Annotated in this window: 3 protein-coding genes; all 3 read left to right on the forward strand. The window is 71.7% G+C overall.

The features are described from left to right. Positions 1-341 precede the first annotated feature (341 nt). The 3 genes from AB0C29_RS39305 to AB0C29_RS39315 are packed head-to-tail and all read left to right on the forward strand — an operon-like array spanning position 342 to position 3,345. Positions 342-758 carry a YciI family protein gene (locus tag AB0C29_RS39305; protein ID WP_360831724.1) on the forward strand — a complete coding sequence of 139 codons (417 nt, stop codon included), beginning with the start codon at positions 342-344 and terminating at the stop codon, positions 756-758. Between the two features lie 31 nt (positions 759-789). Beyond that, complete coding sequence (locus tag AB0C29_RS39310) at positions 790-1,998, forward strand: DUF6596 domain-containing protein (RefSeq protein ID WP_360831726.1); 1,209 nt, start codon at positions 790-792, stop codon at positions 1,996-1,998. 51 nt (positions 1,999-2,049) lie between these two features. Then, positions 2,050-3,345, forward strand: coding sequence for a hypothetical protein (locus AB0C29_RS39315; RefSeq protein WP_360831729.1), 1,296 nt, complete (start codon positions 2,050-2,052; stop codon positions 3,343-3,345). Positions 3,346-3,413: the final 68 nt, after the last annotated feature.

Below are 3,413 nucleotides of genomic sequence, written 5' to 3' on the forward strand. Positions count from 1 at the left end.
GGCCCGCTGGCCCGCTGGCCCGCTGGGATCGGCAGTCGCTGCCTCGTCAGACTTGCCGGTCCGTTGAACCGCCGGATTCGCTTGGTCCGTTCGACCGCCGGGCCTACCCGGCTCCGACTGGGCCGTCCGCCCGCCGGTCCGCCGTCCGCCGTCCGCCGTCCGCCGTCCGCCGTCCGCCGTCCGCCCAAGCCGAAACCCCGGCAAGCGCCCCACCCCCACCACCGGTAAGTTCCCCAAAACCAGTTCCCGCCAGATTCCCGGCCGATGTCGAGAACCCCCGCGGCAGCTTCGTCCATCGGTGACCGCGCCCACCGGGTGCGGCGCGAGGATAGGAATGACGCATGACCAAGTACCTGCTCATCGTGGATTACCAGCCCGGCGTCATCGACAAGCCGATGGACGAGTGGGCGCCCGGCGACATCAAGGCGCACATGGACTACTACGGCGCCTTGCGGGCTGAGCTGTTGGCCAGCGGTGAGCTTGTCTACCAGGAGGCGCTGACCGGGCCCGAGCTCGCCAAGGTCGTCACCAGCGACGGCGTCGCGGCGCCGGTGGTCACCGATGGGCCGTTCGCCGAGTCGAAGGAGATGCTGGCCGGGTTCCAGCTCGTTGATGTCGAGAGTGAGGAGCGGGCCCTCGAGATCGCCGCGCGGATCTCCGCGGTTCCCGGGCCCGGCGGGGTGCCGCAGCAGCAGCCGATCGGCGTACGCCGGGTGCTCGGTCCTTCCGACTTCGCCCTGCTGACGCCCGAGCTGTGACCGCGGCGCCGCTGTGATCGAGGGGCCACCCGTGGAGGACCTGCTGCGTGAGTTCGCGCCGCAGGTCCTCGGCGTTCTTGTGCGCCGCTTCGGGGATTTCGACGCCGCCGAGGATGCCGTGCAGGAGGCTTTGCTCGCCGCCGCGTTGCGGTGGCCTGTCGACGGCGTTCCGGACAATCCGCGCGGCTGGCTGATCCGGGCCGGCGCCAACAAGTTTGTTGATCAGGTCCGGAACGAGGTGGCCCGCCGGGAGCGGGAGCGGCGGGCCGCGTTCGAGGAGCCGCCGATCGACGTACCGGATCGGGACGACACCCTCACCTTGCTCTTCCTGTGCTGTCACCCGGCGCTGACGCCGGCCTCCGCCATCGCGCTCACCCTGCGCGCGGTCGGCGGCCTGACCACCGCCGAGATCGCGCATGCCTTCCTGGTGCCGGAGGCCACGATGGCGCAGCGGATCAGCCGGGCCAAGCAGCGGATCAAGGCCTCCGCGATCCCGCTCCGGCTGCCGGACCCGCCCGACCGGCGGGCCCGGCTGCGGTCGGTCCTGCACGTGCTCTACCTGATCTTCAATGAGGGGTACGCCGGCAGCACCGGCCCCGACGTGCACCGCACCGAACTTTCCGCCGAGGCGATCCGGCTGACCCGTACGGCGCACCGGATGCTCCCGGGTGACGGTGAGGTCGCCGGCCTGCTCGCGTTGATGCTGCTCACCGACGCCCGCCGCCCGGCTCGGACCGGTGCCGGCGGTGAGCTGATCCCGCTGGAGGAGCAGGACCGCAGCCGCTGGGACCGGCAGCTGATCAAGGAGGGGACCGCGCTGCTCGACGCGGCGATGACCAGCGGCACCGTCGGCGAGTATCAGTTGCAGGCGGCGATCGCGGCCCTGCACGACCGGGCTGCCCGGGTGCGGGACACCGACTGGCCGCAGATCCTCGCCCTGTACGGCCTCCTCGACCAGCTCACCGGCAACCCCATGGTCACGCTGAACCGGGCCGTCGCCGCGTCCATGGTGCACGGTCCGGCCGAAGGGCTGCGCCTGCTCGCCACCCTCGACGAGCGGCTGCCCGGCCACTACCGCCTCGACGCCGTCCGGGCGCACCTGTACGAGTGGTCCGGTGACACCGGGGCCGCTGTCACGCACTATCGAACCGCCGCCGCGCGCACCACCAGCGCCCCGGAACGGCATTATCTGACCACCCGCGCCGCCCGCCTGAACGAATTGCGGGAAAACAACAAATGAACGGCAGAGGCCGGCACCCGAAGAATTGCCCGGGTGCATTACCTTGGCGTCGTGTCCGCAGTTGTCATGGCGACGAGAAGATTGTTCCGCCCCGAAACCCCCGTACGCCTGCGCTTGTGGACCGCCCTGGTGATCGGCGTCGCCGTGGCCCTGCTCGCCGCTTCCGGCCTGCTGTTGTCCCAGCTGCGCGACCAGGTCCGCATCATCGGTGGTGCGGCGGCGCCGCAGGCCGCCACGGCCGCGGATCTGTATTTCGCTCTCAGTGATCTCGATGCCCAGGTCGCCCGAATGGTGCTGGTCGGTGATGCCGCGGAATTGTCCGGCAGTCAGCTCGACGCGCTCGGCACCTATCAGCAACGCAGCCGGCAGATCGACGAGGATCTGCAACGGTCACTGACCACGGTGACCGGGCCGGCCGACCGGGCCATTGTGCTGGAGCTGATGCACGACCTCGCCGTCTACCGCCGGTGGGTGTGGCAGACCCTCACCGCGCAGTCGCAGGCGCCGCCGCAGCCCCCGGGCCGGTTGCCGCCCGACGCGCTCGGCTACTACACCCAGGCGACCAACGTGCTGCACCTGCGGCTGCTGCCCACCGCCGACCGGCTGCGCGACGCCGGTGAGTCCCGTCTCGACCGGGCGTACGCCGCCAAGGCCACCACCGAGGCGTGGACAGTCGGACTGGCCGTGCTCCTCGGCGGGGGCCTAGTCCTGCTCCTCCTGATCCTCCAGGCGTTCCTGGCGCGGCGGTTCCGCCGCCTGCTCAACCCGGCCCTGGCTCTCGCCACAGTCCTCACCCTGGGCCTGACCGCGGGGATCTGCCTGGTCGTCGCCGGGCAGGGCCAGCGGCTCAGCGCCGCGCGCAACGATCACCTGACGCCCTATCTGGCGCTCTCCCGGGCCCGGGCGCTGAGCTACGACGCCGCCGCGGACACCAGCCGCTATCTGCTCAGCGGCAACCTGGCCCTCTACCGGCAGGACTTCACCGGCAAGTCGGCCCAGCTGGCCGAGGTCGCCGGGCAGCTGGACGCCGACGGTCAGGTGCGTGAGCGGTGGCTGGGCTATCAGCGGGACCATCAGCGGGTCGTGGCGCTGGCCGGCTCCGGGCGTACCCGGGCAGCGGTCGACGTGGTCACCGGCATCCGCCGCGGCGACGCGGCCTTCGATTTCTCCTACTTCGACGCCGCGGTCGGCGCGGCCGCCACGGCCCGCAAGGCCGGTTTCGACGCGGCCCTGCGGGACGGGGAACGGCTGCTGACCGGCTGGCCGCTGATCCCGCTGCCGGTCCTCGGGGTCGTCATGCTGCTCGTGCTGCTCGGCGTCCGCGCGCGGCTGGCGGAATACCGATGAGGGCGCCGCTGGGTCTCGCCGCCGTGCTGCTCGGCGTCTGCGCGCGGCTGGCGGAATACCGATGAGGG

The organism is Actinoplanes sp. NPDC048791 (genome assembly GCF_040650095.1).
In the GTDB taxonomy this organism is placed as follows: domain Bacteria; phylum Actinomycetota; class Actinomycetes; order Mycobacteriales; family Micromonosporaceae; genus Actinoplanes.